This window comes from Fusicatenibacter saccharivorans (assembly GCF_027667425.1).
Classification (GTDB): Bacteria; Bacillota; Clostridia; order Lachnospirales; family Lachnospiraceae; genus Fusicatenibacter; species Fusicatenibacter saccharivorans.
Window position 1 is genome coordinate 126,833 of sequence record NZ_JAQEGR010000006.1, and the last position, 25,974, is coordinate 152,806.

General features: G+C 48.9%; 22 protein-coding genes. 16 read left to right on the forward strand and 6 right to left on the reverse strand.

Annotated features, from left to right (window positions below; translation table 11 throughout):
* The first annotated feature begins 62 nt into the window (after window positions 1–62).
* From PGS38_RS07370 to PGS38_RS07390, 5 genes are all read left to right on the forward strand, one after another.
* Window positions 63–1,610: an ABC transporter substrate-binding protein gene (locus PGS38_RS07370; RefSeq protein WP_118697457.1), complete on the forward strand. Its 1,548-nt coding sequence runs from the start codon at window positions 63–65 to the stop codon at window positions 1,608–1,610.
* 71 nt (window positions 1,611–1,681) lie between these two features.
* Entirely contained in the window at window positions 1,682–2,602 is a 921-nt protein-coding gene (locus PGS38_RS07375) for an ABC transporter permease (protein ID WP_022462072.1), read from the forward strand.
* 19 nt (window positions 2,603–2,621) lie between these two features.
* Window positions 2,622–3,515 carry a carbohydrate ABC transporter permease gene (locus tag PGS38_RS07380; RefSeq protein ID WP_022462073.1) on the forward strand — a complete coding sequence of 298 codons (894 nt, stop codon included), beginning with the start codon at window positions 2,622–2,624 and terminating at the stop codon, window positions 3,513–3,515.
* A 21-nt stretch (window positions 3,516–3,536) separates the two neighbouring features.
* Window positions 3,537–5,852 (forward strand): beta-glucosidase family protein, encoded by a 2,316-nt coding sequence (locus PGS38_RS07385; protein WP_119188524.1) that lies wholly within the window; start codon window positions 3,537–3,539, stop codon window positions 5,850–5,852.
* Window positions 5,849–7,213, forward strand: coding sequence for an alpha-L-fucosidase (locus tag PGS38_RS07390; protein ID WP_022462075.1), 1,365 nt, complete (start codon window positions 5,849–5,851; stop codon window positions 7,211–7,213). Before PGS38_RS07385 ends, PGS38_RS07390 begins: the two co-directional genes overlap by 4 nt.
* Window positions 7,214–7,295: 82 nt before the next feature.
* Here PGS38_RS07390 and PGS38_RS07395 read toward each other — a convergent pair whose 3' ends face one another.
* From PGS38_RS07395 to uxuA, 4 genes are all read right to left on the reverse strand, one after another.
* Window positions 7,296–8,549, reverse strand: a complete 1,254-nt coding sequence (locus PGS38_RS07395; RefSeq protein ID WP_117509487.1) for an HlyC/CorC family transporter — start codon at window positions 8,547–8,549, stop codon at window positions 7,296–7,298.
* A gap of 238 nt (window positions 8,550–8,787) precedes the next feature.
* Window positions 8,788–10,182: a glucuronate isomerase gene (gene uxaC, locus PGS38_RS07400; RefSeq protein WP_119188523.1), complete on the reverse strand. Its 1,395-nt coding sequence runs from the start codon at window positions 10,180–10,182 to the stop codon at window positions 8,788–8,790.
* Window positions 10,183–10,199: 17 nt separating this feature from the next.
* Window positions 10,200–11,834 carry a mannitol dehydrogenase family protein gene (locus PGS38_RS07405; RefSeq protein WP_117804133.1) on the reverse strand — a complete coding sequence of 545 codons (1,635 nt, stop codon included), beginning with the start codon at window positions 11,832–11,834 and terminating at the stop codon, window positions 10,200–10,202.
* A 15-nt stretch (window positions 11,835–11,849) separates the two neighbouring features.
* The gene (gene uxuA, locus PGS38_RS07410) at window positions 11,850–12,926 is read right to left on the reverse strand and encodes a mannonate dehydratase (protein ID WP_119207803.1); all 1,077 of its coding nucleotides are present in this window, start codon (window positions 12,924–12,926) and stop codon (window positions 11,850–11,852) included.
* A gap of 750 nt (window positions 12,927–13,676) precedes the next feature.
* Here uxuA and PGS38_RS07415 point away from each other — a divergent pair.
* The 9 genes from PGS38_RS07415 to PGS38_RS07455 all read left to right on the forward strand — a co-directional run bounded on the left by PGS38_RS07415 (window position 13,677) and on the right by PGS38_RS07455 (window position 22,699).
* The gene (locus PGS38_RS07415; protein ID WP_117761082.1) at window positions 13,677–14,915 is read left to right on the forward strand and encodes a glutathione S-transferase C-terminal domain-containing protein; all 1,239 of its coding nucleotides are present in this window, start codon (window positions 13,677–13,679) and stop codon (window positions 14,913–14,915) included.
* Between the two features lie 102 nt (window positions 14,916–15,017).
* Window positions 15,018–15,941: a transporter substrate-binding domain-containing protein gene (locus PGS38_RS07420; RefSeq protein ID WP_055264864.1), complete on the forward strand. Its 924-nt coding sequence runs from the start codon at window positions 15,018–15,020 to the stop codon at window positions 15,939–15,941.
* A gap of 95 nt (window positions 15,942–16,036) precedes the next feature.
* A complete protein-coding gene (locus tag PGS38_RS07425; RefSeq protein ID WP_118697464.1) occupies window positions 16,037–16,537 on the forward strand; it encodes a GNAT family N-acetyltransferase in 501 nt (166 codons plus the stop codon).
* Between the two features lie 15 nt (window positions 16,538–16,552).
* Window positions 16,553–17,305 carry an amino acid ABC transporter permease gene (locus PGS38_RS07430; protein WP_118595100.1) on the forward strand — a complete coding sequence of 251 codons (753 nt, stop codon included), beginning with the start codon at window positions 16,553–16,555 and terminating at the stop codon, window positions 17,303–17,305.
* Window positions 17,292–18,050, forward strand: coding sequence for an amino acid ABC transporter ATP-binding protein (locus PGS38_RS07435; RefSeq protein ID WP_022462084.1), 759 nt, complete (start codon window positions 17,292–17,294; stop codon window positions 18,048–18,050). Before PGS38_RS07430 ends, PGS38_RS07435 begins: the two co-directional genes overlap by 14 nt.
* A gap of 35 nt (window positions 18,051–18,085) precedes the next feature.
* The gene (locus PGS38_RS07440; protein WP_179964632.1) at window positions 18,086–19,204 is read left to right on the forward strand and encodes a M20/M25/M40 family metallo-hydrolase; all 1,119 of its coding nucleotides are present in this window, start codon (window positions 18,086–18,088) and stop codon (window positions 19,202–19,204) included.
* A 359-nt stretch (window positions 19,205–19,563) separates the two neighbouring features.
* A complete protein-coding gene (locus PGS38_RS07445) occupies window positions 19,564–20,538 on the forward strand; it encodes a 1-aminocyclopropane-1-carboxylate deaminase/D-cysteine desulfhydrase (RefSeq protein ID WP_055218684.1) in 975 nt (324 codons plus the stop codon).
* Window positions 20,535–21,482: a glycosyltransferase family 2 protein gene (locus PGS38_RS07450; protein ID WP_117509476.1), complete on the forward strand. Its 948-nt coding sequence runs from the start codon at window positions 20,535–20,537 to the stop codon at window positions 21,480–21,482. Before PGS38_RS07445 ends, PGS38_RS07450 begins: the two co-directional genes overlap by 4 nt.
* Window positions 21,479–22,699, forward strand: coding sequence for an ATP-binding protein (locus PGS38_RS07455; protein WP_117509475.1), 1,221 nt, complete (start codon window positions 21,479–21,481; stop codon window positions 22,697–22,699). Before PGS38_RS07450 ends, PGS38_RS07455 begins: the two co-directional genes overlap by 4 nt.
* Window positions 22,700–22,794: 95 nt before the next feature.
* Here the strand turns inward: PGS38_RS07455 and PGS38_RS07460 are convergent, their stop codons facing one another.
* Both PGS38_RS07460 and PGS38_RS07465 read right to left on the reverse strand, forming a co-directional pair.
* Window positions 22,795–23,112, reverse strand: a complete 318-nt coding sequence (locus tag PGS38_RS07460) for a hypothetical protein (RefSeq protein WP_226906320.1) — start codon at window positions 23,110–23,112, stop codon at window positions 22,795–22,797.
* A gap of 45 nt (window positions 23,113–23,157) precedes the next feature.
* On the reverse strand, window positions 23,158–23,385 hold the full coding sequence (locus PGS38_RS07465) for a hypothetical protein (protein ID WP_117509474.1): 228 nt from the start codon (window positions 23,383–23,385) through the stop codon (window positions 23,158–23,160).
* A 150-nt stretch (window positions 23,386–23,535) separates the two neighbouring features.
* On the opposite strand from PGS38_RS07465, the gene PGS38_RS07470 reads away from it, so the two are divergent.
* The gene (locus PGS38_RS07470) at window positions 23,536–23,991 is read left to right on the forward strand and encodes a putative ABC transporter permease (protein ID WP_158554976.1); all 456 of its coding nucleotides are present in this window, start codon (window positions 23,536–23,538) and stop codon (window positions 23,989–23,991) included.
* A gap of 28 nt (window positions 23,992–24,019) precedes the next feature.
* Window positions 24,020–25,969, forward strand: a complete 1,950-nt coding sequence (locus tag PGS38_RS07475; RefSeq protein ID WP_117509472.1) for a fructose-1,6-bisphosphatase — start codon at window positions 24,020–24,022, stop codon at window positions 25,967–25,969.
* The last annotated feature ends 5 nt before the right edge of the window (window positions 25,970–25,974 follow it).

The window sequence follows — 25,974 nt, forward strand, 5'->3', positions numbered from 1 at the left end:
ATTGAGAGAGAAGTGGAAGTGCGGTAAGATAAAACCATCAAAAAACACGGGAGGTAACACAAATGAGAAAGAAAATGGCAGCAGCAGTTTTGATGGCGGCAATGACCGCATCACTTCTTGCAGGATGTGGGGACAGCAAGAGTTCGGACAGCACAAAGGCAGATTCTGCGCAGACAACAGCATCGAACCAAAGTGAAGCAGGAGATAGTACATCCGATCTGAAGGATGGAAAAACAGAAGAACTTCTGATGGTATGGCCAGGATCTAATGCATCACCGGCAGATATGCAGGCCGTAGAGGATGAAATGAATGAGATCATCGGAGAAAAGGTAGATGCAAAAGTAAAACTTCAGATTATTGAATGGGGTGCTTATAACGACCAGACGAACCTGATGCTTTCGAGCGGTGAAAAACTGGATATGGTATTTCTGATGTCCAATATTCGTGAAGATGGACAGAGAGGACAGCTCTATCCAATCAATGATCTGATAGAGACGTATGCACCGGATGCATACAGTGCAATGGAGCGTTATATTGAAGCATGCTATTTCGACGGTAATCTGTATGGACTGCCGACGTATCGTGACCTTGCATCCCAGGCAGGATTTATGTGCCGAGCAGACATTCTGGAAGAGCTTGGATATAAAGCGGAAGATATCAAAAACTTTGATGATATCGAGGAAGTACTGAAAAAATGCCAGGAAGTACATCCGGAACTTTATCCGATGATTCCGTCGGATCTGAACAATGGATGTTTCGCGAACTATGTAAAAGGAGAGTTTGATGTTGTAACTTCAGGTGTCGGCGTTGATATCGATGATGATGCATCCGATGGAATCACCGTTATTAATACGTATGACACAGAAAAGTACAAAGAGATGGCTGAAAAAGCATATGACTGGAACCAGAAAGGCTATTTTATGCCAGATTCTACAACGAATACAACAACCCGTCAGGATCTGTTCCGTGCTAATACAGCGTTCAGCTATTATGGAAGCCAGCATCCGGGAACTGCAACACAGGAAACAATGAACTCCGGTAAAGAAATCGTTTCGATTCCGATTGGAAGAAGCACTATCAGTACTTCCTCTGTTAACTTCTGCCAGTGGGCAATTCCGGCACAGTGCGAGAACCCGAAAAAAGCTCTTGCAGTCCTGAATCTGCTGTACTCAGACTCCGACTTCCAGAATCTGTTCCGATATGGAATTGAAGGCAAAGATTATGTTGTATCGGATGGAATTGCATCTTATCCAGATGGAGTAACTTCTGATTCGGTAGGCTGGGGCAACGAGCTGTGGCTATGTGGTAATGGTTCTGTTGGCTATGCATGGGAAACTGATCCGGAAAATGTATACGAGAAATTTACGGAATACAATGATACTGCACAGGAATCTCCGCTGTATGGATTCATTTATGACACGACAAATGTAAAAAATGAAATTACAGCAATTACAAACGTAACAGATAAATATAAAGCAATCATCGAAAACGGCGATGCAGATCCAAGTACGACACTGCCGCAGTTCAATGAAGAACTGAAATCAGCAGGTATCGACAATATTATCGAAGATATGCAGAAACAGGTAGACGAATGGCTTGCAAATAAATAAACAAGGCAGACAGGGTCGGACGATGAGAATCGGCCGGCCCTGGCTTTTGAGACAGAAAAAGAGGGATTTCTATGGGAAAAAAGAAAACATGGAAAAATATAAAAAGAGCATTTCCATTATATATAATGGTAGCGCCGGGATTTTTATATCTTTTAATTAATAACTATGTGCCGATGACCGGTATCATCATTGCTTTTAAACATTTGAATTTTGCAAAAGGAATTTTGCACAGTGACTGGGCGGGGCTTTCCAACTTTGAATATCTGTTTAAAACACCGGATGCAGCACTGATTACAAGAAACACATTATTATACAATTTTGCATTTATTGTCGTTAATACGACGGTATCTATTCTGATTGCAATTTTACTGAGTGAATTAAGAAGCAAGACAAAAGTGAAAATTTTTCAGTCTGCTGTTCTGATTCCATCTTTGATTTCGATTATCATTGTCAGCTATCTGGTATATGCGTTCTTAAGCGGACGTACTGGCTTTGTTAATGGACTGCTGACTTCTCTTGGAAAAGAAAATATCTCATTTTACACCGAGTCAAAATACTGGCCATTCATCCTGATTTTTGTAAACTGCTGGAAGGGAGCCGGATATTCATCCATTATTTATCTGGCAGCGATTCTTGGAATTGACCAGGAAATGTATGAGGCAGCTGAGATTGACGGAGCAACAAGATGGCATAAAATCAAATGTATTACCCTTCCGCTGCTGAAATCTACAGTAGTCACAATGACACTGCTGTCCATCGGAAGAATTTTCTATTCTGATTTTGGTCTGTTTTATCAGGTACCAATGAACTCGGGAGCGCTGATCAATGCAACCAACACGATTGATACTTACGTATATCGAGGACTGATTGAGCTGGGTGACATCAGTATGTCATCGGCAGCCTGTGTATATCAGTCGCTGATGGGATTTGCACTTGTCATGATTGCAAACTGGCTTACAAAACGTTACAGCAGTGAGAATGCACTGTTCTGACAGAAAAGAGGACAAAATTATGGTAGGAAAACAGGAACGGCGTTATCAGAGAATGATCACGGTAGTTCTGGCATTGATTTCACTGATTATGGTGATTCCGCTGGTGCTTCTGGTGGTTGCATCGTTTACAAGCAACAATGAGATTGTGCTGCATGGATATTCTTTCTTCCCAAAAGAACTGAGTCTGGAAGCATACAGGTACATTTGGAACGAGAGGGCACAGGTTTTCCATGCATATGGAATCACCATTCTGGTAACCGCGATTGGAACAACGATTGGCGTGATGATGACACTTTTGTATGCGTATGTACTGGCACATGAGAAATTTCCTGGAAAAACATTTCTTGCATTTTATCTGTTTTTCACGATGCTGTTTAATGGTGGACTGGTACCGACCTATATTATGTATACCCGCTACCTGCACATGAAAAATACGATTCCGGCATTAATTATACCGGGTCTGCTGATGAGTGCTTTTAATGTGATTCTGACAAGAACGTATATTCAGTCAAATGTACCGGCGGCATTAAGTGAGGCTGCCAAAATTGATGGTGCAACAGAGTTTCAGGTATTCCGCAAAGTAGTTCTTCCTATGTGTAAACCGATCATTGCAACGGTCGGATTATTTGCCGGACTTGGTTATTGGAATGACTGGACGAATGGATTATACTATATTACAGATACTAACAAATTCAGCATTCAGCAGCTTTTGAATAATATGATTAAAAACATCGAATTTCTTTCCAAAAATGCGAACAGTAATATCAACCTGGCCAGCGTAGGAGGGGGAATCCCGCAGGAGACCGTGCGTATGGCAATCGCCATCGTCGGACTGCTTCCGATTCTGATCGTATTCCCATTCGTACAGAAATATTTTGTAAAAGGAATTTCTATTGGAGCTGTAAAAGGCTGAGAAAAAATTGGGGGAAAGCAAATGAAAATAAAAGAGATGGAAACAGAAAAACTGATTTCGCTTCTCTGCGGCGATCAGTTTATGAATACAAAAGCACTGCCGGAATACGATATTCTATCCCTGGAAATGAGCGATGGACCGATGGGGCTTCGCTATCAGAAAAAGGATAAGGATTCTCTTGGCATTAATCGAAGTGAACCGGCGACCTGTCTGCCGGCGGGAGTAGCAGTAGCGGCATCCTGGAACCCGGATGTAGCAGAGCAGGTAGGAACAATCATTGGATCAGAGGCGGCTGCGTACGGAGTGGATCTGGTGCTTGGACCGGCGGTTAATTTGGAACGGAATCCCCTCTGCGGAAGAAATGTGGAATATCTTTCCGAGGATCCGCTTCTTGCAGGAAGACTGGGAGGTGCCTATATCCGCGGCGTGCAGTCACAGCAGGTCGGCGCATGTATCAAGCACTTTGCTGCAAATAATCAGGAGACCGAACGGGAATATCTGAATGTAATCTGTGAGGAAGATGTCCTGCGGGATCTGTATTTAAAAGCATTTGAAATTGCAATCCGTGAGGGAAAACCGGCAGCGGTCATGACGAGCCTTTCGAAGATCAATGGAACATACTGTGCAGAAAACCGCTGGCTGTTCGATATTCTTCGAAAAGAATGGGGATTTGACGGACTGGTCATGACGGACTGGTTCGGACTGGACGATCGGGTGAAATCGGCAGAGGCAGGACTGGATCTTGAAATGCCGGGAACGGATGGAAAAAGCACTGCTTATATGGTGGAGCAGTGGAAACAGGGCAGACTGGACGAACACGTGATCCGTGAGCGGGCAGAATGCATCATACGAAATGCGAGAAAGTGGAAGATTCCGAAAACGAAAAAGACAGAGGAAGAACGAGAGCTGATTTTAAAAGAAAATCATGAAAAGGTCTGCGCAGCAGCAGAAGAAGCCATTGTTCTGCTGAAAAATAAAGAGGATATTCTGCCGCTGCAGCAGGGCAGAAAGCTGGCGGTTATTGGAGAATATGCGAGAGAACCTCTGTTTCAGGCGGAGGGCTCCGGAAAAGTAGAAGGAGCAGGAAAAGAAGACGCCTGGGAATGTGCAGAAAAATGGAACGGAGCAGATAATACACCGTTTGCGATGGGATATCGCAGGAACAATGCGGGAAGTGAAGCGGAGCAGCAAAAACTCCGGGATGAGGCGGTGAAAACAGCAGCGGATGCAGATGCGGTTCTGTTTTTCCTTGCTATGGATTTTGGTTTTGAAGGAGAAGGAAATGACCGTGTGCAGTATGAACTGCCGGAATACCAGGTGGCTCTTTTAAAAGAAATTGCTGCAGTTAATTCGAATGTAATTGCGGTTGTGATGAACGGCGGAGCCGTTGCCATGCCGTGGGCCGACGAAGTAAAGGCGATTCTGGAATGCTTCTACGGCGGTCAGGGGATTGGAAGAGCGATTGTGAAAGTGATAAGCGGAGAGGTGAATCCGTCCGGACATATGCCTGTGTCAGTTCCAGCGTTCCGGGAACAGATTATCTCGGATGAAAATTTTGCAGAGCAGACGGAGCAGGTGACGTACCGCGAGGGTATGTTTATGGGCTACCGAGGATACGAGACGAAAAAAATTCCGGTGCAGTTTCCGTTTGGATTCGGACTTTCGTATACAACATTTGAAATTACGGAGTGCAGCGTGGAGCAGGAGAAAATCACAGATTGTGAGAAAACAGTTCTGCGTGGAAAAATTAAAAATACGGGCAACAGAAAAGGGGCTCAGGTCGTTCAGCTCTATGTGAAAAATCCAAGAGCATGGAAAGCAAGGCCAGCCAGGGAACTTCGCGATTTTCAGAAAATCATACTGGAGGCGGGAGAAGAAAAAGAGTTTGTATTTTCCATTTCACGTGAACTGTTTGAACTCTACGATGAACGCGTTGATGAGCGGACGGTACCGCAGGGAATGTATGGACTTGAGCTTGGATTTTCAGTACAGGATATCCGTGCAGCACAGAAGATCGAAGTAACACCGGTTTTTCCAGTACCAAAACAGATCCAGGGATGGGATAAAACGGAGCGTCTGCTGGAAACGAAGGCTGGGGAACAGATTTTTGAAGAGCTGTATCGTAAAATTACAGAAAAAGCAGGAGGAATCTTCGCGCAGCGTCTGAAAGAAGAGAAAAATGTAAGAGAAATGCTTCTTTCTCAGCCCATTCGTATCGTTCACCTGATGATCTGGAATGAGATGACAGATTCAGAATTAATTGCTATATTGGAAAAGGTAAATCAAGAACTGTATCATGACTACCGGGAAAAGATGCGGAGTTTGGAGAAAAAATGAAAACAATAGAAGAAATGAAATCCTTTCCGGCGGCAAGAAAAAATTACAGACCGGAAAAGGTAGAAAAACTGTCGGAAGAACAGATGAAATGGTTCCGGGATGCGAAGTTTGGCATGTTTATTCACTGGGGAGTATATTCGATGCTCGGAAAAGGGGAATGGGTGCTGATGAATGAGCATCTGGATGTACGGAAGTATGAGACACTGAAGGATGACTTTCTTGCAGAAAATTTTGATGCGGAACAGTGGGCCAAAAATGCAAAGGCAGCGGGGATGAAGTACATGGTGCTGACAACACGCCACCACGATGGCTTTTGCCTGTTCGATTCGAAATGCAGTGATTTTACCGCAATGAAAGGAGCTGCACATCGGGATTTTGTTAAAGAATATGTGGAGGCGTGCCGGAAAGAAGGAATGAAAGTTGGCTTTTATTATTCTCCTCTCGACTGGCGCTTTCCAGGATATTTCATGCCGGATCTTTACTGGGAGAGTGCAGAGGCACTGAAAAAACAGTGCCATGATCAGCTGATGGAGCTGATGAGTAATTATGGAAAGATTGATCTGCTCTGGTTCGACGGTGAGTGGCTTGCACTTGGAGGAATGGACTGGAATGGAGAAAGAGGCTGGTACAGGAAAGATGACTGGCAGACCAGTGAATATATGAGGGTCAATTATTTCTGGGAGTCGGAGAAACTGATAAATGAAATTCGACAGCTGCAGCCGGATATTATGATCAATAACCGCGGCGGCTGGGAAGGCGATTTCCATGTGCGGGAACGCAGAATCGACGGGATGCGGACGGACAAGCCGTGGGACAGCAACGACTGTATTGCGGATTCCTGGGGCTATATCCCGGGCAGACCAGTGCTGCCGCTGCGCCAGCTGATTCAGAATCTGGTTTCAATCGCTGTGCGGGACGGCAATTATCTGCTGAATATCGGCCCGGACGGAACGGGAAAAATGGATGAGGAGCAGGTAGAACGCCTGCGCCAGGCCGGAGAATGGCTTTCGAAATACGGCGAAACGCTGTACGGCCTGCGCGGCGGCCCTGTGATTGCGGACCGCTGGGGCGGAACGACGTACCGCGACAATATTGTTTATGTGCATATTCTGGAATGGGAAAAAGATCAGATCACGTTTGAAATTCCGGGGAATACAATGGAAAAATGGGAAGTGATTTCCGGCGGAAAAGCAGAACTGACGGAAGAAAACGGAACCTTTTCGATCTCCGTCCCGATTCCGGAGCGCGACAGCATTGATACCATTCTGAAACTTACCTTTGCAGAACCGATTGTATGGGAGGGCTGCAAAGGACGGGAAAATGATGTGTATGGACTTGCGGACGGTCTGAAAGAAGAATAGAGGATACAAAAAAACGGATCGAGTATCTGACTTTAAAATCAGATGTTCGATCCGTTTTTTGCGTGTAAATCGTATCAATTACTTACTGTTCATTTTCATCCTTCGGCAGCCGCACGATCCGTACCTTGTCGACTCTCCGGTCTGCCATTTTCAGTACGGTTACGTCGAGGCCATCCGAGACGAAATGATCGCCTTCCTTTGGCACGCGCTCGAGGATCCCCATGATCCATCCGCTGACCGTAAAGACGTCAAATTCTTTGTCAATATCGAGCTCTTCATACACCTTGTCGATGCTTGCCGTTCCGGTCACGAGGTATTCGTTTTCGGAAACTTTCTGGATTTCCTGTACAACCGCATCATGCTCATCCCAGATTTCGCCGACGAGCTCTTCGAGGATATCTTCCATGGTGATGATACCGTCGGTGCCGCCGAATTCATCAATGATAATGGCAATATGCGATTTCTTCGCCTGCATTTTTTTCAGCAGCGGGCCGACCTTCGTATTCTCGGTTACAAAGAGCGCCGGGCGGATGATGCTGCTTAGCGGTTTGTTGGTGTGGTAAATGTGGTTGTGGAAATCCTTCTGATACACAATTCCCACAATGTGGTCGATATCATCATCATACACCGGCAGCCGGGAAAATCCGGTGTCGGAGAAAGTCTTAGCGATCTCGGATTTCGTCGCATCGAGCGGAATGCCGATGACGTTGACACGCGGAGTAAAGATCTCTGCGGCCTCCATCTCCATGAAGCCGATTGCATTCTGAATCAGATCGCCTTCCTGGTCGTCGATGTCGCCCTCCTGGGTCGCCTCCTCGACGATGGTCATCAGTTCCTCATCGGTGATGCCGTGGTTTTCCGAGGATTTGAAGATGCGGGAGAGCAGCTTCTTCCACTGGGAAAAGAAAAACGTCACCGGGGTCAGCACGATCATCAGAATGTGGAGAAACGGTGCGGAAAATTTGGCGATCGTCTCCGGAGATTCTTTTGCAATGCTTTTCGGGGAAACTTCGCCGAAGATCAGGACCACGATAGTGGTTACGATCGTGGAAACCGTCGCACCGGAGTCGCCGCCGAGAAGCTTGATAAAAAGCACCGTGGCAAGGGAGCTGAGTCCGATGTTGACGATGTTGTTGCCGACGAGAATCGTGGAGAGCAGCTTGTCAAAGTTCTCCAGCAACTTTAACACCAGTTCCGCCCGCTTGTCGCCTTTTTCTGCCATATTTTTCATGCGGATGCGGTTCAGCGAGGTGAAGGAAGTCTCCGTCGCCGAAAAGTAGGCTGAGAGCATGACGCAGATAAGAATGATGATGAGTGACACAATGTCGCTGTTCATTTGTTTTTCCTTTCTTAGGAAACCGGGACACGATGCAAAAAATGTACAAAAAGACATAACCTATCTTGAATCTGGCGGAATCAAAGATAGATTATGTCTCCGTTTATCAAATGATGAAAATAAAGCATCGTCGAGGCATACTGCCTGAGTCGTCCATGTTTCTGTAATCCTTTCGTTGATCAGTAATCCCTTTTATTGTACGGTATGTGGGAATAATTGTCAATAAGGCATGCGAAAATCACAGGAAATACGAAACCGCATTGTTGTAGCTGATATTTTCCACCATCTCTTTCAGAAACTCCAGGTTCGCCGGGTACTCCCCGTTTTCCACCCAGTTTCCGATTTGATTGCAGAGAATCCGGCGGAAATATTCGTGGCGCGGGAAGGAGAGGAAGCTGCGGGAGTCGGTCAGCATGCCAATGAAGGTGGAGAGCATGCCGATGCTGGAAAGCGTCGCAAGCTGGGATTCCATGCCGTATTTGTGATCGTTGAACCACCATGCGGTACCGAACTGCACTTTTGAGCGGATGCCAGGCGCAGCAAAGTTTCCGGCCATGCTTGCAAGCATCGGGTTGTCGCCCGGGTTCAGGGAGTAGAGCACGGTTTTCGGCAGTGCGTCATCCTCGTCCATATCGTTTAAGAAAGCACCGAGCATCGGGGCAAAGGCGAAATCGTTCATGCTGTCAAAGCCGGTATCGGCACCGAGCGCACGGAACATCCGCTTCGAGTTGTTACGGAGTGCTTTGATATGAAGCTGCATGGCGATATTGTGCTTATGATACAGCCGTCCGAGGTTCGTCAGAAGGAAACCCTTGTACATGCCGAGCTCTTTTTCGGTGAGAACACCGCCGTTTATGCGCTTTTCAAATACATCATTCGCCTCAGCAGCCGTGCATGGCACATAGAAGCAGCCCTCAAGGCTGTGGTCGCTGACAACGCAGCCGGCGGAGAGGAAGAAGTCGAGGCGGCAGGAGAGGGCATGCACCATATCCTCCGCGGATGCAATCGTCCTGCTGGCGGCAGCGGCAAGCTTTTCCACATATTCCGGGAAATCAGGCTTCTCGAGATGAACGGCGCGGTCCGGGCGGAAGGACGGCAGAACGCGGCAGGCAAAGTCTTCCTTCTGTAATGCCAGATGGCAGTGCAGATCATCTGCAGGATCGTCGGTGGTGCACAGATGCGACACATGCTGGTTCAGAATCAGATTGCGCACGGTAAACTCCTTCGTCTGCAGTTTTGCATTCGCCTCATCCCAGAGCTCCTTCGCTGTTGCGCGGGAGAGCGGTGTCGTGATGCCGAAGTACCGCTGCAGCTCCAGATGTGTCCAGTGGTATAAAGGATTGCCGATCGCGTTCTCAATCGTCTCGGCAAACGCCAGATATTTGTCGTAATCATCGGCGTTTCCGGTGATCAGATCCTCCGAAAAGCCCATCGCACGCATGGCACGCCATTTATAATGATCCCCGCCGAGCCAGACGCGTGTCAGATTCTCCATCTGGCGGTCTTCGAGAATCTCCTGCGGATTCAGATGGTTGTGATAGTCAAAAATGGGCATTTTTTCAGCTGCCTCGTGGTACAGTGTTTTCGCCGTATCGGTCTGCAGCAGAAAGTCAGCGTCCATAAAAGGTTTCATATGGAAATACCTCCCTTTTAGAATTGAGCAGTCAGCGCAGCAAGCGTATCTGCCACAGCGCCAGGTCCCTGAAGCATCGAGACAAAAGCATTCAGCACACGGTCAGAAAGTCCGGCGAAAATTAGATCCACACCGAAAATCGAAGCATCGGAGAGCAGCGGAGCCAGAGTTTTGGAAAGGGTCTCGCGGTCAGCCGGTGCGCCGAGTTTCAGATCCTGCACATACGGGCGGACCGTGGCAAGCAGCGGATCCGGGCTCAGATCAAATGCATCACCGTTGTCATCCACGCCCATCAGATACCGCAGCCATCCCGCAAATACAGCCGGAATTGCCTGAAGATCCGAGAGTGACAGCTCCGGAGAAGCAAGATACGATTTGATCGTCTCACCGAACCGGATCGACAGCTTCTGTGACGTATCGGTTGCAATTCGCTGCGGCGTATCCGGCATAAACGGATTCGGGATGCGGATGTTCAGCACTTCATCGATAAACTGCTTCGGAGAGAGAATACCAGGATCGGTGACAACCGGAAGTCCTTCGATATATCCGATGCGCTCCACGAGCTTTTTCAGTACCGGATTTTTCATCTCCTCACTGATCAGTTCGTAGTCCAGCAGGCAGCCGAACACAGCGAGTGCGGTGTGCAGCGGGTTCAGGCAGGTGCAGACCTTCATGCGCTCTGTTTTGTTGACAGTTTCCCGGTCGGTAAAGATCCATCCGCTCTTTTCCATCGGCGGCCGTCCGTTCGGAAAATGATCTTCGACTACGAGGTACTGGCATTCCTCTGCATTGACGAACGGAGCAACGTAGGTGTGGCGGGAGGTGACGATCGACTGTGCATCAGCGAGGCCGTTCTCCTCGAGTATCTTTTCGATGGAACCATCCGGCCGCGGGGTGATCTTGTCGATCATGGTCCACGGGAAGCTGACTTTTTCCGGGTTCTGCAGATAGGAGAGGAAGCCTGGCTGTACCAGCTTGTTTTCTTCCCATGCAGAAGCGTAGGCTGTCAGGGCAAGGGAAAGTTTTTCGCCATTGTGGGAGCAGTTGTCGGTGCTGACCATCGCAAACGGTTTTTCGCCTGCAAGAAATCTTTCATATAAAAGAGAAGCAACTTTTCCCATATAGCTGGTAACGGAAGAAGGTCCGGCAGCAAAATCGGCAGCAACAGACGGCAGCAGTTCGCCCGCACCGTTTTTCAGAGAATATCCCTTTTCGGTGATCGTAAACGTCGCCATCTGCAGGGAATCCTTGGTAAAGATTTCTTTTAACCGGGCAAAATCCGGAGAATCCGCCGTATCGGCAGCCAGCGATTCTGCGATGCTTCCAACAACGGTTTTCTCGACAGAACCATCGGCTTTTAAGGTCACCAGAATGCTTAAATTATCGTGCGGCTGGTACATATCACGGATGATTTCTGTATCGAAGCCCTCCGCAACGATGACACCGCGGTCAAAGGTACCGTTGTTCAGCAGTTCCTGTGCTGTATTTGCCTGGAAGGCACGGAAAATATTTCCGGCTCCGAAATGCACCCAGCACGGAGATTCTTTCGTGCGGGTGATCATTGCTTCGCGGTCATAGGATGGAAGCGCATAGCCTGCGGCTTCCCACGCTTTTTGATCTGCCAGTCCGGCAGCTGTTAAGTTAAGAGACATCAGTAAAAACCTCCTTTAAATTCCACGTTTGTGACTCTTGTCAATAGCTTCCCAGAGTCCGTTTAAATAAGTCGCGCCGAGTGCGCGGTCATACAGTCCATAGCCCGGCATTGCCTTCTCGCCCCAGATCATACGTCCGTGGTCCGGGCGGATCGGGCCGTCGAAGCCGATGTCGTACAGCGCTTTCATGATCTCATACATATCGAAGCTGCCGTCAGAGGAAAGGTGTGCGGCCTCTTCGAAATCCTGCTGGCTGTGGAATTTCAGATTGCGGACGTGAGCGAAGTGGATGCGGCCCTTTAAGGAACGGATCATATCCGGCAGATCGTTCTCCAGGTTTGTTCCGTAGGAACCTGAGCAGAAGGTCACGCCGTTGTGCGGGTCATCGACCATCTTCATCATGCGCAGAATGTTTTCTTTATTAATGATGATTCTCGGAAGACCGAAGACACTCCATGCCGGGTCGTCCGGGTGAATGGCCATTCTAATGTCGTACTCGTTGCAGACCGGCATGATGCGTTCGAGGAAGTATTTGAGGTTGGCAAACAGTTTCTCATCATCCACATCGCGGTAAGCGTCAAAGAGCTCTTTCACTTTTGCCATGCGCTCCGGCTCCCAGCCAGGAAGAATTGCGCCGTTTGCATCACCTGCGATAGATTCAAACATTTTTTCCGGAACAAGTGCGTCTACGGCGGACTGTTTGTAGGCAAGTACGGTTGAGCCGTCCGGACGGACGCGTGCGAGTTCTGTTCTGGTCCAGTCGAAGACCGGCATGAAGTTATAGCAGACAAGGTGAATGTCTTCCTTGCCGAGGTGCTTTAACGTTTCAATATAATTATCGATGTACTGCTCACGGTCCGGGCTGCCGATTTTGATGGCGTCGTGGATGTTGACGCTCTCGATGCCGGAGATGTGAAGTCCAGAGGCCTCAACCTCTTCTTTTAACGCGTGAATCGCTTCGCGTGTCCACACCTCGCCCGGGGTAGTGTCGTACAGGGTTGTGATGACTCCGGTTACGCCCGGAATCTGGCGGATCTGCTCTAAGGTAACGGTATCAAATTTGGAACCATACCAGCGAAATGTCATTTCCATAAGAAAAACTCTCCTTTATTTTGTAATGTACTCTCGGAATCTTTCTGCACTTGCCTTTGCGGCTGATTTTCCGCCAGCTGCACCCGAATTTCATCAACGTACGCACCGCGTATGCCTCAGAAATTTGGGCACAACTGACAAAAAATCATCTCACAAAAACAAGCACAGAAAGATTCCGAGAGTACATTGTATTTTGCAAGTGGTGTTCTTTGCTTTTTATTGTATCGTTTCTTAAGAAAAAAGCCATGGCAAGAATTGTTGAGCACATTGCAAAAGTTGCGGCGGTTGGCCGGGAAAAAGCAAAATCAGCCTACAGGTGTGATAAGTAATATCTTTTTGGTATGACTAACCAATAGGAAAAACCTATAATCGATTCATCGAAATAACAATTACCAAAAGGCGTTTTAGGGGTTGCACATAGAAAAAATATGCATTATAATATGCCATGTAATCGAGAAACGCATTAAACATATCGACTTAGTAGGAAAGGAGAACAGCAAATGAAAAAAACAGACAACAGACGAATGCAGGAGAACAGAATGATGGAGATGTGTTGTTGCTGTTGCTGCAGCTCCAATCAGAATAAAGAAAAATAAGAAACATTCGCAGGCAGAAAAAGCATAGCAGAAATTGCATGTGCGGGCAGGCCGGAACGAATGCCTGCTATTTTTTTAACCTTTTTTAAAAGAAATGCAAATGAACAACATAAGAATAGATAATAAACAGACATAGAAAACGGAGGACAAAAACATGAGCGGATGCGGATGCAGCTTCACCCCAGTTGAAAATAAAGAAACCGAAGAAATCAAATACACAGATGCGCTGGCAGAACAGTTTGCAGCAGAAGTCGGAGTAGACCCAAGACCAAATGAAACCCTTGTAGAGATCGATGAGCGCGGCGCTTTCATCCGTCAGCCAAATGCATTTATCCAGCCATTCGGCGATAAAGAAGGCGGCCTGAAAGCAGAAGCAAACCGCTTCGGGATCTACTGGGCAACCGGATGCAACTGGTCCAACCGTCCGATCATCGTGCGGGAGCTTTTAGGACTGCAGGATGTGATCTCGGAGACGAGAGTTTCTCCATCCGGCGAGACAAACCGTTACGGACATGCATTCGGACAGTATCCGGATTTCAAGGATCCGGCGACAGGCGCTTACTTCTTAAGTGAGTTCTATAAAAGAGCAAACCCGGACTTCAAAGGAAGAGCAACGACACCGACCCTGGTGGATGTCAAAGAGAAAAAGGCTGTGAACAACGATTATCACCGCCTTACGAACTATCTCGAAGTGCAGTTCCGTCCATTCCAGCCAAAAGATGCGCCGGATCTGTACCCGAAAAAATTCCGGAAAGAGATCGATGAGTTTAACGACTGGCTCTTCCCGCATATCAACAACGGCCATTACCGCATGGCATTCTGCCAGTCACCGGAAGCATACGATGAGGCATACGAAGATTTCTATGAATCCCTCGATAAGCTGGACAAACGGCTGGAGACGAACCGTTTCCTGTTCGGCGACTACATCACCGACAGCGATGTCCGCGCTTACGTCACTCTGATCCGTTGGGATGTCAGCTACTTCCACAACGTAGGACCGGTGAAGAAACCGATTCGTGATTACAAAAATATCTGGGGCTACTTAAAAGAGCTGTATGCGATCCCGGCCTTCCGTCACGGAAGCGATCCGCAGGTGCTGGCACTTTCGAGACCTGGAAAGAAATTAGGCGAGGTTCTCTTCCGCGGATACAACGAACGAATCCTTGCAAAAGTAGATTTCGAGAAGCTGATGGCAGACGATGGATCGAGAAGAACACTCAGCAAAACACCGGATGAAGTATTCCTTCGCCATCCGGAGGGAGAGACCTACGAGGATTACGCAGGAGAAATCTCAAAAACCATCTGGAACAGCCCGAAATGGGAAGACAGAAACCCGAAGAACGGCGTACTTTCCGTGGATGCATCGATTAATCCGCTGAAAGGACTTTTATAAAGAGATAAGACAGAAGAATCCGGAGCGCTCTGGTGGAACACTCTCAGGCAGCCGGGGTGCGGCCGGAACTGAAAAGAACGAGGAAATGAGGAGGATTTTATTATGAAAAAGACAAAGAAATTCTGGGCAGTATTGGCAGCGGCGGGCCTTTTGGCAGCAAGCTTTGCAGGATGCGGAAGCAATGCATCAGCAAATGCAGGAAGCAGCAGCGGTTCCGCAGCATCATCTTCCGCAGAAGGCAGCTCCGCATCGGATTCCGGTGAGAAAAAAGTGATTAAAGCTGTAACAAGCGGCACACTGGCACCGTACTTTTACGTAAATGATGACAACGAGCTGACCGGTGTCGATATCGATATCGTAAAAGAAGTGTTCAACCGCCTTCCGCAGTATGAACTGAAAATTGAGCAGGCAGATGCACTGCAGGGTGTGCTGAGCGGTCAGTACGACATCGCAGTCAACAACTATGGATATACCGATGAGAGAGCAGAATCCTACTACTTCTCTTTACCATATAAAACCAGCTTCAACGAATACATTCAGAGAACCGGCGATGAGCCGCTGACTTCTCTTACCGATCTGGCAGACCGCGGATACAAAATTGAGCTGAGTGCAGGAAGCCTTACCGCAAATGCACTGGAAAAATGGAATACAGACAACCCGGATCACCAGATCAATATCGTATATTCCAATGCAAACTTCCAGGTCCGCTACCAGCATATCGTAGATGGAACCGCTGATGTGGCAATCGACGACGGACCGATCATCGACAACCTGCTTCCGCAGTTCGGACTGGAAGGTCAGCTGGAAGCAAACGAGATCGACGAGGAGACCGAAGATTTCCTGTTCCCGCAGAACAATACCTACTTCCTGTTTGGAAAGAACGAAGAGGGCGCAGCACTCCGCGAGGATGTTGACAAAGCCTTAAAAGAGATGAAAGAAGACGGAACTCTTTCCAAGATCACAACCGAGTATCTCGGCGTGGACACCAGCCCGGACGAGAAATACTTTGATGAGACACCAAACTAGAATATCGTTTTCGAAATAAAAACAGAAGAGATTACAAAACAGACGGGAAGCGGATCGAGAACATCCGTTTCCCGATTCTAAAAGGAGCGAAAAACATGGCAGAAATTTACCGGGTAGAAAAGGGAAGCGAAGAGTGGAAATACAAAGCATATGATTACGTCAGAACCGATGCGTTCTGCTGCGGACAGAACATTCCGATTGAACTGGAATTCGGACAGGACGAGAGCAAAGATGATCTGCAGGCGATTCTGGTGACAGAAGATCACAAGCCGGTAGCCGGCTGCCGCATCGCATTTCCGGCGGAAAAGACAGGAAAAATCGAGCGTGTCTGTGTTGTCAGAGAAAAACAGAAAAGCGGATACGGCCGCGTGCTGGTCGAAGCCGCTGAGAAATGGCTGAAAGAATACGGTGTTGATCACATCGTCATCACGAGCCAGGACCGCGCCGCAGGCTTTTATGAGAAATTAGGCTACAAACTGAATCCGGACGCTGACCTGTCGGTATACGACCACCATGCACTGAAGAAAGACGAAGAGCCGAAAAAGCCGAAGAAAAATCTTGGCTTTACCTGTGTACTGGTAGAAAAATACGTGTAAGAGAGGACAAAAATCATGGGAAAATTATTTGACGTTTCACTGGTATTTTCATCCATACCAGAATTGCTGACAAAGCTGCCGATCACGCTGGAACTGGCCGTGGTTTCTATGCTGATCGGACTGGGACTGGGACTTGTGATGGCGATCATCAAAATGAAAAAAATCAGAGTGCTGACGCAGATTACGAATCTTCTGATTTCACTGCTCCGCGGCACGCCGGTCATCGTACAGCTGTACGTTGCGTTCTTTGGTATTCCCATGATGTTCAAGACAATCAACCAGCAGTTCGGAACGAATCTGGCGGTTGCCAATATTTCCGGTTTCGTCTATGCGATGATCGCTCTGGGACTGAACCAGTCGGGCTTTATGGCTGAGATTATCCGTTCGGCCCTGCAGTCCGTTGACCCGGGCCAGATCGAAGCAGCACATGCACTTGGCATGACGTATCCGCAGACACTGCGCCGCATCATTCTGCCGGAGGCCTTTGAGGTTGCGCTTCCGACCCTTGGAAACTCTTTTATCAGTATCATCAAAGGAACGTCTCTTGCTTTTACCTGCGCCGTTGTCGAGATTACCGCACAGGGCCAGATTATTGGAGGAAGAACGTATCGCTACTTTGAAGTTTACGTTTCACTGGCTATCATTTACTGGCTGGTAACGCTGGTGATCGAGCAGATCATCCGCGTAATTGAAAATAAAATCCGGATTCCGGACCAGGTAGAGCTGGCGTCCGCAAACGGGGAGGGTAAGAAAAATGATAAAAATTGATCATTTATCAAAAAAATATAACGACAACGTGGTGCTCGACGACATCAGCCTCGAGATCAAACAGGGCGATGTTGTGGGAATCATCGGTCCTTCCGGAACCGGAAAATCAACGCTTCTGCGCTGCGTCAACCGCCTTGAGACACCGGAGAAGGGAACGGTGACGATCGGGGACAAGGTGATCGGCCTTTCCGAGCGGAAACCGAAAGAGCTTCTGTATTTAAGACAGAACACAGGAATGGTGTTCCAGCGGTTCAATCTGTTTGAGAAGAAAACCGCACTGGAAAATGTGATGGAAGGCCTGATTGTTGTCAAGAAGATGAAAAAAGACGAGGCCAGAGCCATTGCATTAGAAGAACTGAAACTGGTCGGCATGGAGAAATGGGCAAACCATTATCCGAAACATATGTCCGGCGGACAGCAGCAGAGGGTGGCGCTCGCAAGAGCCCTCGCCATGAAACCGCAGATTCTGCTGCTCGACGAGCCGACTTCAGCCCTTGACCCGGAGCTGGTTGGAGAGGTTCTGGATGTTATTAAAAAAGTTGCGGCACAGGGATATACAATGCTTCTGGTTTCCCATGAGATGAACTTTATCCGCCATGTGTCGAACCGTGTGATCTTCCTTGATAAAGGACACGTAGTAGAAGACGGAACACCGAAAGAAGTATTCGAGCATCCGCAGAATCAGAGAACACGGGAGTTCTTCAGCAAGATGCATATTATGGCGCAGCCTGAGTATGTTATTTAAATTGCGGACACAGCCAAAGAGTAGGAGAAAAGATTATGATAGATGAGAAAAGAATTGCTGATTTTTTTGCGGAGCTGGTATCTATCAATTCGCCGTCCTTAGAGGAGCGCGAGATGGCGGACACCTTAAAAATAAAATTCGCCGAAATCGGGGTTACGCTTACAGAAGATCATACGCAGGAGCAGACCGGCTCCAATGCGGGCAATCTGTTCGCGCGCATTCCGGGCAGCCTTGCAGGAGCCCCGGTTCTCTTTGCGGCCCACATGGACACTGTTGAGCCTGCAAAAGGCAAAAAAGCCGTCTCCCATGAGGATGGAACCGTAACGAGCGATGGCACGACGGTTCTTGGCGCCGACGACCTCGCCGGTGTGACAGCCATCTATGAAGTTGTCCGCCACATCATCGAGACCAAAACACCGCACCGCCCGATCGAAATCCTGATCTCGACTGGTGAGGAGCTGTACTGCAAAGGCGCAAATGCCTTCAACTACAGCCAGGTGCAGGCAAAAGAAGCATACGTTCTGGATTTAAGCGGCGCGATCGGTGCAGCCGCCTACGCGGCACCGACACTCGTTTCCTTCGCGGCGAAAATCCAGGGAAAAGCCGCCCACGCCGGTTTCCACCCGGAGGACGGCATCAACAGCATCCAGGCGGCCGCCCGCGCAATCGCACAGCTTCCGCAGGGCCACGTGGATGAAAGCACCACTGCCAACATCGGAAAAATCGGCGGCGGCTCCGGTACCAACATCGTTTCGGAAAGCTGCGTGATCGAAGGCGAAATTCGAAGCCTGAACCACGAGACGGCCATGGAGCTTCTGGAAACATATCACAGAACCTTCCAGCAGGAAGCAGAGAAGATTGGTGCGAAGCTGGTCTGGGAAGAAAAGCTGAATATCCATGCGTATGAGACGCCGCTGACAAGCGATGCCGCAAGGCATTACGAGAGCGCCGTTGCAGAAGAAGGCCTGACCGCTGCATTCGAAAAAACTTTCGGCGGCAGCGACAACAACGTCTTTGCACAGCACGGCATCGAAGGGCTTGTCATCGCAACCTCGATGAATCAGGTACACAGCTGCGCCGAGTACACAAAAATCCCGGAGATAGCCCAGGTGGCGCGGATTGTGGCCAATCTTGCCGCACCGCAGGAAGCCTGAACAGGTCCCGGACGAAAAAACAGAATACGTAAAAAATCCCCAAAGCCCGCCGGCAGATGTGAAAACAAAAACCGGCGGGCTTTTCCTGTTTCCGGCACGGCTTGCCACGCAGAGAAAAATAGTCTATAATAGGGAAAAGCTTCCGGTACATGCCGGAATTTAACACCAGTAGACAAGAAGTCCCCAGCTTCTAAAGCGGTGGGATGAATTGTTAAAAGAAACATAACAGCAGTGGCGGGCGGAGAGAAATCGGTATCCTCCACTGACATGAGGTAAGTCACAGTCGAACTATTTTCGGCATGTCAGACTCCGTGAAAATACCGACTGTGAGTTGAAACAAGAATAAAAGAGGAGAAACAATGATACAGACACCAATTCAGAAACTGGAATTTCCAAACGACAGAGGCGTCCGCCTGTACTGCAAGCGGGAGGATCTTCTTCCGTTTTCCTTAGGCGGAAACAAAGTCCGCATCGGACGTGCTTTTTTCCAGGATATGCAGGAGAAAAACAAAGACTGCATGATCATCTACGGAAACAGCAGATCCAACCTCTGCCGCGTGCTGGCCAATCTGTGCTGTGCCGAGAAAATTCCATGCTATATGATCTGTTCTTCTGAAGAAAACGAAGAACACCCGATCGAAACCAACAACAGCCGTCTGATGAAATGGCTCGGAGCCGAAGTCATTCCGTGCAGAAAAACAGAGATTGCACAGACCGTCGAGAAGACGATGAACCGTTTGACAGAAGAGGGATATCACCCATATTATATTTTCGGGGATAAATTCGGAACGGGCAATGAAGGCACACCGGTACAGGCCTACGTGGACGGCTACCGCGAGATTCTTGCGTGGGAGAAAGAACAGAACATTTCTTTTTCTCATATCTTTGCAGCATCCGGAACCGGCTCGACCCAGTGCGGCCTGGTAAGCGGAAAACTGCTCGAGCAGGGAACGGAGCAGATCATCGGCCTTTCGATTTCATCCCGCGAGTACGACCGAGCCATCCGCATCATGGAGAGCGGCATTTCCGATTATTTTGCGAAGAATCATCTCGTGCTGCCGGAAGGATGGGAGAGTGAACTTCATCTGGAAATGGGATACCGCCAGGGCGGATACGGCCAGTACGATGAGCGGATTTTACAGGTGATCCGGGAAGAGTTCTGCCGGAACGGCCTTCCGCTGGATCCGACGTACACCGGAAAGGCATTCTGGGGAATGAAGCAGTACATAGAAGAACATCAGTTACAGGACTGCGATGTGCTTTTTATCCATACCGGAGGCACGCCGCTGTTCTATGACTGCATTCTGAACGATACCGATGGAGGAAAAAAATGAAACTGATTTCAATAGTCATCCCATGCTACAATTCCGAGGCAACGATCCGGAAAGTTGTAGAGATGGTGATGGAAGAATTCAAGAAAATGGACGGATATGACTGCGAATTTGTCCTGGTGAACGACGGTTCCCCGAAAGACAATACGTATGGGGAGATCAAGAAGCTCGGTGAGCAGTATCAGAATGTCAAGGGCATCAACCTGCTGCGCAATTTCGGCCAGCACAATGCGCTGATGGCGGCACTCCACTACACCGAAGGAGATTTTATTCTCGGCATGGACGATGACATGCAGACACATCCGTCCCAGATCAGCAAACTGATCCACAAGATGGAAGAAGGATACGATCTGGTTTACGGCTGCTATCCGAAACGGAAAAATTCGTTCCTGAAAAATGTCACCAGCAAACTGAACGAAGTTTCCTCCCGGATTCTTCTCGGACGGCCAAAAGACATCGTTTCCAGCAATTTCTGGATGATTACCCGCCAGATCAAGGACGAGGTGGTAAAATACGACAGCTTCAATCCCTATATTGACGGCATTTTCTACCGCACGACACACAAAATCGGAAATGTAGAGGTGGAGCATTTCAAACGTGCAGTGGGAACTTCCAACTATACGTTAAAGAAATTGATCAAATTGTGGCTTGCCTACTGGAACTATTCTGTAATTCCGCTTCGCATATCGTCCGTTCTCGGCGGAGTTTCTGCAGCCGGCGGTTTTCTGGCAGCCATCATGATTGCCATCCGAAAGCTCATCAATCCGACCGTGATGGTTGGCTGGTCTTCGACGATCTGCGCCATCGTTGTTTTTTCCGGATTGATTCTGATGGTGCTCGGCATCATCGGAGAATACCTCGGAAAGATGATTCTGATTCTGAACCGCACGCCGCAGTATATTGTGCGGGAAACCATTAACGTATCTGATGAGGAAGAAAAAAAGTGAAAAAAATCATGATTTTAGGTGCCGGTATTTACCAGGTGCCGCTGATCCGGACTGCACGCAGAATGGGTCTTTACACGATCGTAGTGAGTATTCCCGGCGATTATCCGGGTTTTGCACTTGCAGATAAAATTTATGAACTGAATACGCGGGATAAAGAAGCGATTCTTGCGGCGGCGGAAAAAGAACAGATCGACGGAATCTGTACATCGGGAACCGATGTGGCCGTCAGCACAATCGGCTATGTCTGTGAAAAGATGCATCTGTCCGGCATTCCGTATGAGGCGGCGGAAATTCTGACCGATAAGGCAAAGATGAAAGACGCATTCCGGCAGGGCGGCGTTTCCGCGGCAGACGGGATGCGGGTAAGAAGCGCAGAGGAGGCACAAAAAGCCGCAGAACAGCTTGGATACCCGGTTGTCGTAAAACGGGTGGACAGTTCAGGAAGCCGCGGAATTACCGTGGTGGAGCATTCCGGACAGATCGAAGAAGCGTATGAAAATGCGAGAAACGGTTCGGCAAGAGATTATGTGCTGGTTGAAAAATTCCTCCGCGGAACGGAAATCGGCGTGGATGGATTTGTGCAGAACCACAAACTGGTCTTTCTGGCACCGCACACGAAATTTGTATACCGCGGTGCACACACGACCGTTCCGGTCGGCCACGCATTTCCGTATGGATGCAGCGGGGCACTGCGGGAAGAAATTGCCCGCCAGATGCAGCTGGCCGTCACCGCATCCGGTGCCGATCAGTGCTCCGTCAATGCGGATGTCTTTGTGGACGGAGAGAAGGTCTGGATCATTGAAATGGGCGGAAGAACCGGGGCAACCTGCATTCCGGAACTGATTTCAACGTATTACGGATTTGATTTTTATGAGCAGATGATCAAAAGCGCCCTCGGGGAAGAAACGGATTTTCAGCAGACGGAAAGCTGCCCGTGCATGGCAAAACTGCTGCTGAGTCCGGTAAGCGGAACCATCACACAAATCGACCGGGATCAGGTCGAACGTCTGCGTCAGGAAGGGCTGGAGCTTGTCCTGGATTATCCGGAGGGGCATGAAGTTTCTGCCATGGCAGATGGAACTGACCGGATCGGCCATGTGATTGTAAAGACGGACCGGGAAGCGGAACTGGATGAGCAGATGAAGCGGGTGTACCGCTGTATCTGGATTGATGGAAAAAATCTGGAGACAATCTGGGAAGAGAAAACAGCAAAATAAAAAACCCGGAATCTTTTCAAGACCTCAGAAGAGGAGCGAAAGGATTCCGGGTTTTGCGTTGCCAGGCATATCAATATCCGGTGGACCAATTTTGATTACACTGTTTTTACAGGCTTCATCATCATCCGATAGTAGACTGGAATCAGCAGTGCAACCGCACCGAACCAGGCAAACGGTGTGCGTCCGTTCTGCATACTCTGAATCGAGGTGCGGTAGACGGCGAGAAGGCCGAGCAGGAAGTAGAACGGCGCTTCGATCGTCAGGAATGCATCGGAGTAATGGTAAGAATCCGTGATTTCGCTCGAAAAGCTTGGTGAGCAGGTGCATCTGTCCCGCGAGGTCTGCTGCCGCCGCTTCCGGAAAATGACGGGAAAGACGGTGACGCAGTATCTCGAGGAATATCGTGTGTCCAAAAGCCTGCCGCTCGTCGAAAGCGGCTTTTTGCCACGAAAAATATGTTACATCTGTTTGATTGCCTGCAGCATTTCAAGATCCGAAGCAGTCACCTTGATATTGGAAACCATCGTTCGGCCGTCCGGTTTTTTCACCGTGACTTCGAGAATCGTTCCCTCCTCGATCTGCGAGGATGCGAGATCGCTCATGAATTTTACGAACTTCGGGTGGTTTTGGGCGAAACGGTTTCTCAGATTTTTTAATTCCATTAACTTTATTGGGTTAAATGCCATTCTTTTTTCTGTCCTTTCTATTCGAAACTTCTTTCGAAACATGAAAGTATTGTAACATGGAAAAGAAAAAATGCAAGCGGATAAAAAGAGAAAAGACAGAGATACTGGGAATAAGAGAAAAGATTCTCAATTAGAATGGGAGAAAAACGAATGAAAGCGAAGAAGTATCTGCTGTTTTTTCTTTTGGGCTACTGTATTTATATTGCCATCGAAGTCACCTACCGGGGTTACAGCTTCCGCCTGATGGGCATTGCCGGAGGAATGTCCCTTGCAGGAATCGGAATGCTGGAAGACGCCGGGCTGCGCCGCTTTCCGCTGGCGTTTCAGATGATGGTATCCGCCGTCCTGATTACGGCCATTGAACTGTATTCGGGGATGTTTTCCCTGAGGGTGCTGCATTACCGCATGTGGGACTATGGTACGCTGCCGTTTTCCATCTGCGAAGGATTAATCTGCCCGTGTTTTTTCGGGATCTGGTATCTGCTCTCGGCGGTTGGGATTTTTCTTACGGACTATGTGAGCTATTATATCTTCCATGAGGGGACGCACCCGGTGTATCGAAAGAAGAAAAAGGGTTGTGCCGAAGGGGAGTTCGTTATAAAATAAGAAAAAACAACCCAGGCAGGAGGTCCTCATGGAAAACGAAAAAAATTATCTGGAATATCTCGCAGAATTGTACCCGACCATCGAAAAAGCAGCGACCGAAATCATCAATCTGCAGTCCGTTATCAACCTTCCCAAAGGCACGGAGCATTTCCTTTCGGATATTCATGGCGAATACGAAGCCTTTTCTCATGTACTCCGCAACGGTTCCGGTGCCGTGCGAAAGAAGATTGACGATGTCTTCGGCCACACGCTCGGCATTTCGGAAAAACGTGCGCTTGCAACCCTTATCTATTACCCGAGAGAGCGCCTGGAGATGGAGAAAAAGCAGCAGGAGGACATCGATGACTGGTACAAGGTCATGCTGTACCGCCTGATCGACGTCTGCAAAATCGTTTCTTCCAAATACACCCGTGCCAAAGTGCGGAAAGCCCTGCCGGCGGATTATGGCTATATCATCGAGGAGCTGATCACCGAAAAGCCGGAGGTGCTCGACAAAGAAGCATACTACGAGGCGATCATCCAGACTATCCTCGAAATCGGAAGCGCCGAGAACTTCATCATTGCCGTGGCAGAGCTGATTCAGCGGCTCGTTGTTGATCATCTCCACATCATCGGCGACATCTTTGACCGCGGTCCGGAGCCGTATAAAATCATGGACTGCCTGATGAATTACCATTCCCTCGATATCCAGTGGGGCAACCACGATGTGCTCTGGATGGGCGCTGCGACCGGCCAGCCGGCGTGCGTGGCCAGCACGATCCGCATCTGCCTCCACTACGGCAATCTCGATGTGCTGGAGGACGGCTACGGCATCAATATGCTTCCGCTTGCCACCTTTGCTCTCGAGACGTACGGCGATGATCCGTGCGAATGCTTTGCCGCAAAAGGCGGCGAGGACAGCGGAAATTCCCAGCAGATGCTGGAGCGCCGCATGCACAAGGCCATCACCGTAATGCAGTTAAAGCTCGAGAACCGTCTGATCCGTGAGAACCCGGAGTACGGCATGGAAAACCGCCGTCTGCTGGAAAAGATCGATTACCAGAACGGAACGGTGACGATTGGGGAGAAAACATATGCTCTGCGCGACAAGAGCTTTCCGACGATCGACCCGGCGCATCCGGACGAGCTGACAGAAAAAGAGGCAGAAGTGCTCGATAAGCTGATCTTCGCCTTCCGAAACAGCGAAAAACTGCAGGCGCACGTCGATTTCCTGCTCAAAAAAGGAAGCCTCTACCGCGTCTACAATGGAAATCTGCTGTACCACGGCTGCATGCCGATGAATGAGGACGGCACCTTAAAAGAGGTACAGGTCGACGGAAAGAAATACAAGGGAAAAGCACTGTACGATATCCTCGAGCACAACGTGCGCCGCGCATTTGTAAGCCGCGATCCGAAAAAACGGGAGCAGGGCCGCAATACGCTGTGGTATCTGTGGACTGCGCCGAATTCCCCGCTGTACGGCCGCGACAAGATGACAACATTTGAGCGGTATTTCCTCGCAGAAAAAGAGACCTGGACCGAGGTGAAAAACGCGTATTACCGCCTGATCGAGAAAGAGGAGACGGCGGACCGGATCTTACAGGAGTTCGGGCTTGCCGGTGAAAATGTACATATTATCAACGGCCACGTCCCGGTACACCAGAGTGCTGGTGAAAGCCCGGTCAAATGCGGCGGCAAGGTGCTGATCATCGACGGCGGCTTCTGCAGGGCGTACCACAAAGAAACCGGCATCGCGGGTTACACGCTGATTTACAACTCGTACGGCCTCAGCCTCACCGCGCACGAGCCGTTTGAATCGACAGAAAAAGCAATCCAGGAGGAGAAGGATATTGTCTCCCGCCAGGTGGCGGTGCGGTACAACATGAAGCGCCAGTTAGTCGGCGATACGGATCAGGGACGGCAGATCCGGCAGCGCATCCGTGAATTAAAGGAACTGATCGAGGCGTACCGCACGGCTCAGTTAAAAGAGCTTCTTTAAATCAA

What these genes read in the sequence shown, in the direction of transcription:
- PGS38_RS07370 (WP_118697457.1), top strand. Translation starts at nt 63, where the DNA reads ATGAGAAAGAAAATGGCAGCAGCAGTTTTGATGGCGGCAATGACCGCA.
- PGS38_RS07375 (WP_022462072.1), top strand. Translation starts at nt 1,682, where the DNA reads ATGGGAAAAAAGAAAACATGGAAAAATATAAAAAGAGCATTTCCATTA.
- PGS38_RS07380 (WP_022462073.1), top strand. Translation starts at nt 2,622, where the DNA reads ATGGTAGGAAAACAGGAACGGCGTTATCAGAGAATGATCACGGTAGTT.
- PGS38_RS07385 (WP_119188524.1), top strand. Translation starts at nt 3,537, where the DNA reads ATGAAAATAAAAGAGATGGAAACAGAAAAACTGATTTCGCTTCTCTGC.
- PGS38_RS07390 (WP_022462075.1), top strand. Translation starts at nt 5,849, where the DNA reads ATGAAAACAATAGAAGAAATGAAATCCTTTCCGGCGGCAAGAAAAAAT.
- PGS38_RS07395 (WP_117509487.1), bottom strand. Translation starts at nt 8,549, where the DNA reads ATGAACAGCGACATTGTGTCACTCATCATCATTCTTATCTGCGTCATG.
- uxaC (WP_119188523.1), bottom strand. Translation starts at nt 10,182, where the DNA reads ATGAAACCTTTTATGGACGCTGACTTTCTGCTGCAGACCGATACGGCG.
- PGS38_RS07405 (WP_117804133.1), bottom strand. Translation starts at nt 11,834, where the DNA reads ATGTCTCTTAACTTAACAGCTGCCGGACTGGCAGATCAAAAAGCGTGG.
- uxuA (WP_119207803.1), bottom strand. Translation starts at nt 12,926, where the DNA reads ATGGAAATGACATTTCGCTGGTATGGTTCCAAATTTGATACCGTTACC.
- PGS38_RS07415 (WP_117761082.1), top strand. Translation starts at nt 13,677, where the DNA reads ATGAGCGGATGCGGATGCAGCTTCACCCCAGTTGAAAATAAAGAAACC.
- PGS38_RS07420 (WP_055264864.1), top strand. Translation starts at nt 15,018, where the DNA reads ATGAAAAAGACAAAGAAATTCTGGGCAGTATTGGCAGCGGCGGGCCTT.
- PGS38_RS07425 (WP_118697464.1), top strand. Translation starts at nt 16,037, where the DNA reads ATGGCAGAAATTTACCGGGTAGAAAAGGGAAGCGAAGAGTGGAAATAC.
- PGS38_RS07430 (WP_118595100.1), top strand. Translation starts at nt 16,553, where the DNA reads ATGGGAAAATTATTTGACGTTTCACTGGTATTTTCATCCATACCAGAA.
- PGS38_RS07435 (WP_022462084.1), top strand. Translation starts at nt 17,292, where the DNA reads ATGATAAAAATTGATCATTTATCAAAAAAATATAACGACAACGTGGTG.
- PGS38_RS07440 (WP_179964632.1), top strand. Translation starts at nt 18,086, where the DNA reads ATGATAGATGAGAAAAGAATTGCTGATTTTTTTGCGGAGCTGGTATCT.
- PGS38_RS07445 (WP_055218684.1), top strand. Translation starts at nt 19,564, where the DNA reads ATGATACAGACACCAATTCAGAAACTGGAATTTCCAAACGACAGAGGC.
- PGS38_RS07450 (WP_117509476.1), top strand. Translation starts at nt 20,535, where the DNA reads ATGAAACTGATTTCAATAGTCATCCCATGCTACAATTCCGAGGCAACG.
- PGS38_RS07465 (WP_117509474.1), bottom strand. Translation starts at nt 23,385, where the DNA reads ATGGCATTTAACCCAATAAAGTTAATGGAATTAAAAAATCTGAGAAAC.
- PGS38_RS07470 (WP_158554976.1), top strand. Translation starts at nt 23,536, where the DNA reads ATGAAAGCGAAGAAGTATCTGCTGTTTTTTCTTTTGGGCTACTGTATT.
- PGS38_RS07475 (WP_117509472.1), top strand. Translation starts at nt 24,020, where the DNA reads ATGGAAAACGAAAAAAATTATCTGGAATATCTCGCAGAATTGTACCCG.